8 protein-coding genes are annotated in these 5,272 nt (G+C 53.9%); 7 read left to right on the top strand and 1 reads right to left on the bottom strand.

What is annotated here, in order from left to right; translation table 11 throughout:
* Both E1189_RS25630 and E1189_RS19445 read left to right on the top strand, forming a co-directional pair.
* A partial coding sequence (locus E1189_RS25630) for a terminase gpA endonuclease subunit (protein ID WP_230460537.1) occupies positions 1-465 on the top strand: 465 nt, incomplete at its 5' end.
* A 16-nt stretch (positions 466-481) separates the two neighbouring features.
* Positions 482-682, top strand: coding sequence for a phage head-tail joining protein (locus E1189_RS19445; RefSeq protein ID WP_155162639.1), 201 nt, complete (start codon positions 482-484; stop codon positions 680-682).
* On the opposite strand, the gene E1189_RS19450 is transcribed toward E1189_RS19445, so the two are convergent.
* Positions 679-870 carry a 3-oxoacyl-ACP synthase gene (locus tag E1189_RS19450; RefSeq protein WP_155162641.1) on the bottom strand — a complete coding sequence of 64 codons (192 nt, stop codon included), beginning with the start codon at positions 868-870 and terminating at the stop codon, positions 679-681. The genes E1189_RS19445 and E1189_RS19450 overlap by 4 nt on opposite strands.
* Before the next feature lie 44 nt (positions 871-914).
* On the opposite strand from E1189_RS19450, the gene E1189_RS19455 reads away from it, so the two are divergent.
* From E1189_RS19455 to E1189_RS19475, 5 genes are read left to right on the top strand one after another with little or no spacing between them, the layout of a single operon-like run.
* Positions 915-2,396 (top strand): phage portal protein, encoded by a 1,482-nt coding sequence (locus tag E1189_RS19455; RefSeq protein WP_155162643.1) that lies wholly within the window; start codon positions 915-917, stop codon positions 2,394-2,396.
* The gene (locus E1189_RS19460) at positions 2,380-3,411 is read left to right on the top strand and encodes a head maturation protease, ClpP-related (RefSeq protein ID WP_155162645.1); all 1,032 of its coding nucleotides are present in this window, start codon (positions 2,380-2,382) and stop codon (positions 3,409-3,411) included. Before E1189_RS19455 ends, E1189_RS19460 begins: the two co-directional genes overlap by 17 nt.
* Positions 3,412-3,423: 12 nt before the next feature.
* Positions 3,424-3,789 (top strand): head decoration protein, encoded by a 366-nt coding sequence (locus E1189_RS19465; protein ID WP_155162648.1) that lies wholly within the window; start codon positions 3,424-3,426, stop codon positions 3,787-3,789.
* 41 nt (positions 3,790-3,830) lie between these two features.
* Positions 3,831-4,823 (top strand): major capsid protein, encoded by a 993-nt coding sequence (locus tag E1189_RS19470; RefSeq protein ID WP_155162649.1) that lies wholly within the window; start codon positions 3,831-3,833, stop codon positions 4,821-4,823.
* 10 nt (positions 4,824-4,833) lie between these two features.
* A complete protein-coding gene (locus E1189_RS19475; RefSeq protein WP_155162651.1) occupies positions 4,834-5,133 on the top strand; it encodes a head-tail joining protein in 300 nt (99 codons plus the stop codon).
* Positions 5,134-5,272 lie beyond the last annotated feature (139 nt).

Genomic DNA, 5,272 nt, shown 5'->3' on the forward strand with positions numbered 1-5,272 from the left:
GTCCCCATCAAGGGGGCGAGTCAGGCAGGCAAACCCATCGCCAATTTCCCCAAAACTCGCAACAAGAAAGGCGTGTACCTCACATTAGTAGGCACCGATACCGCCAAAGAACTGATCTACCAGCGTTATCGCGCTCTGGAACCCGGCCCTGGTTACTGTCACTGGCCGGTGAAGGACTGTTTTGATGAAGATTATTTCAAGCAGGCCACGGCAGAAGAGAAAGTGCGCAAGTATCGCCGGGGTGTCGCTTACTTTGAGTGGGATGCCAAGAAGAAGCGTAATGAGGCGCTGGATTGTCGAGTCTATGCGCTCACGGCTGTGCGGATTCTTCAACAGCATCGGGGGCTAAATCTGGAGCAGTTGGCGGAACAACGGCCTGAGCCGGATGTTATGGCGGAGACTGCTGCTCTGGTTGAACAAAAGCCTCGCCCTCGCCGCTCATCACGCAGTTCATATCTGGGATAGCTCTTCAAGGAAAAGCATGTTTACCGAAGCCGAATACATCGCTTTAAAGCGAGCCGTACTCCTGCGCGAAACCCGCACCGTAGAGTTTGATGGCCGCAAAATTGAATACAGCAGCTTTGCCGAGATGGAGCGTCGCCTGACAGCTATTGAGAGAGAGCTGGCGAAGAAAAACAAACGCCCACGGCAGTATGGTATTTATTCGAGTCGGGGTATTTAGTGACGCTTTTTTGCCCACAGCTCCGCAATATCAGCATCCGGTTGACCATCGAATGATGGTTTTACCGGAATAGTAAGCCTGGCTTCGTGAAAGAAGTCCTCATTCAGCTCCGGTATATCAGAAGTATTGATATCTGCGTCCTTTATTCCATGCAAACGCTCCCAGTCAGTAGCAGATGCTTTTTTCATGTTGCTTATCTCGAACCGATTCATAACTTTTACGGAAAGGCTGGATGAGTATAAGAAAAAAAATATCAATCTGGTTGGGGATGCGCCTTCTCAATCTGACCTACACCGCTGCAGGCCACGGCCGCAGAGCCATGAGCTGGCGAGCCCCCAATAACGGGCCAACCTCAGCAATCACAGGTGACTTGGGTACACTCATCAACCGCAGCCGTGCAGCTCTGCGCAATGATCCCTGGGCCTCAGCCGGTATCAGCAAGCTGGTGGCCAATATTGTCGGCACGGGCATCAAACCCAAAAGTGACGCTGTGAATGATGAATTCCGTAAGGAGTTACAACAGCTGTTTCTTGACTGGACCGATGAGTCGGATGCTGATGGCACACTGGATTTTTATGGACAACAGTCATTAGCGGCCCGAGCCATGCTGGAAGCGGGAGAATGTTTTGTTCGCCTGCGGCCACGTCTTCCTGAAGATGGTTTGAGTGTACCACTGCAAATCCAGGTTCTGGAAGCGGAGTTTGTACCCTGGGGTTACAACGACCAGCTGGCAAACGGCCATACCATTCGCGCAGGGATCGAGTTCAACAAGATCGGTAAGCGGGTGGCTTACTGGATGCACAAAGCGCATCCCGTAGAGCAGTTTTCCATAGAAACCGCTGATCTTCACAGGGTACCCGCCTCCGAAGTGCTACACCTCTATGAACCACTGCGCCCTGGCCAATTAAGAGGGCAGCCCGTTCTGGCCAGTGTGCTATTGCGGATGTTCCAGCTGGATAAGTTTGATGATGCCACACTTCTGCGACAGGAGATTGCCAACCTCTTTGCCGGTTTTATTACCAAGCCGCATCCAGATCAGGAGCGGGTTGATCCCCTGACCGGTCGCCCGATACAGACCAACTTTGAAAACATCCCCATGGTGGCCATGGAACCCGGCACCATGCAGGAACTGGCTCCCGGTGAGGAAGTGACGTTCAGCACACCGCCCGGCTCTCCTGCAGGTTACCCAGACTTTATGCGCCAACAGCTGATGGCCTCAGCCGCAGGGATGGGGCTGCCTTTTGAGTTGCTCTCCGGTGATATGAAAGGCGTCAGTGACCGGGCATTGCGGGTTGTGCTCAATGAGTTCCGTCGCCGCATACAACAGATTCAGCATAACCAGATTGTGTTTCAGATCTGTCGCCCGGTCTGGAATCGATGGTTGGATCTCGCCGTGCTCTCTGGGTCCATTGATGCCCCTAACTACGCCAAGAATAAAGCGCAGTACAAGCGAGTGAAATGGATTCCCCACGGCTGGGCCTATACCCATCCCGTTCAGGATGTTCAGGCCCAAAGTCTGGCGGTGAAAAACGGCTTTAAATCCCGCTCGGAAGTGGTATCGGAACAAGGTTATGACAGCGAACAGATTGACGATGAAATCGCCGCCGATAATCGCCGGGCTGACGAATTGAATTTACAGTACGACAGTGACCTCAGACACTCCCTTCAACAAAAACAGCCACAAGGAACGCGCGACGATGGCCAAACACAATAAGCCCTGGTTCACCCTCAAAAATCAGGCGGACAAACCCGCCGAACTGCTGATCTACGATGTGATTGGTGACTGGCAGGGATTGTCTGCCAAAGAGCTGGTGAATGATCTCAAGGCCACCACATCAGAAGACATCACCGTCCGCATCAACAGCCCCGGCGGCTCCGTGTTTGACGGCATCGCTATCTACAATGCCCTGCGTTACCACCCCGCGAATATCCATGTTCGCATTGAAGGTCTTGCCGCCAGTATCGCCAGTGTGATTGCCATGGCCGGTGACACCATCACTATGGCGGACAACTCCCTGATGATGATCCACAACCCTCTGGGCTGGGTCGGCGGTGAAGCGGAAGATATGCGGCGCACGGCGGATATGCTGGACAAGGCGACAGAAGCTATCGCTCTGGCCTACTCGGGCAAGTCAGGCACCCCCGTGGAAAACATCACACCGCTGATGGCCAGCGAAACCTGGATGACAGCCAAAGAAGCCAAGGCGCAGGGCTTTATTGATGTGGTGGATCAGCCGGTGCAGCTGGCCGCCAGCCTCGACCTTTCCATGTTCAATCAGGTGCCAGATGGATTATTGCCGAAGCCGCCTGTTGCTCAGCCGCCAGCGCAACCGGTCCCACAGCCAGCTCCACAACCTCAGTCTACAGATCAAACCGCCGCTCTTGCTGTCGTACAGCTGTGCAATCAGGCCGGTTATCCTGAGTTGGCAGAAACCCTGTTGCGCGGTCAGGCATCGCTGGATGATGTACGGCAACGGCTCACGGATTGCGAAACCATCAAAAACCTCTGTGCTGCAGCAAAGTCGGATCAGGCAGCAAACTATATCCGCTCAGGAAAGTCCGTAGAAACCGTTCGCACAGAGCTGTTTGAAGTACTGGTTAACAACCAGCAACCCATCGACAACGGCTTACCCCCAGAGCTGCAGCACAAGAACACACCACAGCCCAGCAACCTGAATATTGATTCCCAGGCGCTGTACCAGCAACGCAACAAAAACGCTTACCGCTAATAAGGAACCCCCATGGCCACACTGACCGAATCCGTGCACACCGGAGAATTTCTGGTGTCTGAAGCCAACAACACCCTCAGCCGCGAACAGGTGGAGCTGGCTCCCAGCCTGATGCTCTATTCCGGCACCGTGCTGGGGAAAAATACGGCCACCGGCATCTATAGCCCGGTTGATCCGGCCGCAGACGACGGCAGTCAAATGGCTGCAGGGGTGCTCTACAACAACACCCAGACCGATGCAACGGGGGGCGAAGCTGTCTTAATCGCAAGACTTGCGGAAGTGGATGCCTCCCTGCTGATCTGGCCTGATGGCATCACCGATGAGCAAAAGGCCACTGCCATCACAGAGCTGGGCGCGCTGGATATCGCTCTTCGCTGATCCGTACTCCGCCTCCGAACACAAAGAAAAGGACTTTCTGAATGAACATTCTCGATATCTTCAGCAACGACGCTTTCACCATGAGCTCGCTGACAGCCACCATCAATCACGCCCCACACAAACCAGGCCGTATTGGTGAACTGGGTCTGTTTGTTGACGCAGGCATCAACACTACCTCACTGCAGGTGGAATCCAAAAACGGCACCCTGAAGCTACTGCCCACCACCGAGCGTGGCGCACCCGCCACACAGGCCAAAGCCAACAAGCGCAATCTGCGTAACTTCACTGTGACCCATATTCCCCACGACAGCACCATTCTCGCCGACGAAGTGCAAAACGTGCGGGCCTTTGGCTCAACGTCAGCCCTGGAAGGCATTCAAACGGTAGTGAACCAACGCCTGACCGATATTCGGGCCAATCATGAAGTCACACTGGAGCATCTCCGGCTGGGTGCAATCAAAGGGCAAATTCTCGATGCAGACGGCAGCATCATTTATGACCTTTTCGATGAGTTCAAAGTCCAGCAGCAAACTCACGACTTTGCCTTTTCGGACGACACCCTTGATGTGCGAGATACCTGCGTAAAGATGCGCCGTAAAGTGGATGAAGCGCTGGGCGTCACCATGTACACCCACCTGCATGCCTTTTGTGGCGCTGAATTTTATGATGCCCTTGTTGGCCACCCCTATGTAAAAGAGTCCTACCAGCGTTATCAGGCTGGAGCCATGCTGCGTAAAGATCACCGGGACGGGTTCCACTACAGCAACACCATGTGGGAGGAGTATCTGGGTCAGGTTGAAGGGGTTCCTTTTATTGAACCTGATGAAGCCTATGTCATCCCAATGGGTTCCAACATTTTCCGCACATGGTTTGGCCCGGCCGACTTTATTGAAACGGCCAACACCATTGGCTTACCCCTGTATGCCAAGCAGAAGCCTCTGGATTTTGATAAAGGGGTGCAGCTGCATACTCAGTCTAACCCGCTGCCGCTGTGCCTGAAGCCCCGGGCGGTGATTAAGTGCACTATGTCGTAAGAGTCGCGCAATGACTGATCCCTTTGATGAACTGGACCAGGCGGTGCTCACCGCCTTTGGCCAGGTATTTGAGTGGCGTGCAGACAATGCTGCCCCCGCCCCCTTACAGGGTGTTTTGCGACGAAATGTTCAGGCCGCAGGCGCATTCGATGCGGTGATGCAGACCTATACGGAATTGGCCATTCCCAACACATTTACCCTGCAACGCAACGATCAGATCAGCAAAGGAGGGGAACGCTGGCGGGTCGATCGCAAACTCAAAGACGATGGTTCACTGGCGAAATGGAGTTTGCATGCAGATCGATCTTGATTTGGATTCGCAGCTGCAAAGCCTGATTGAAGATTTCCATAATGCACCGGCCAAAACCGATACCGCAATCCGCAGGGCTATGACAAAACTCTCCCGTTTTGCGGAAAAACAAGTGCTGCGAGCTTTAAGCCGTTCCACA

The sequence above is a fragment of the Parendozoicomonas verongulae genome (assembly GCF_009711465.1).
GTDB lineage: Bacteria > Pseudomonadota > Gammaproteobacteria > Pseudomonadales > Endozoicomonadaceae > Sansalvadorimonas > Sansalvadorimonas verongulae.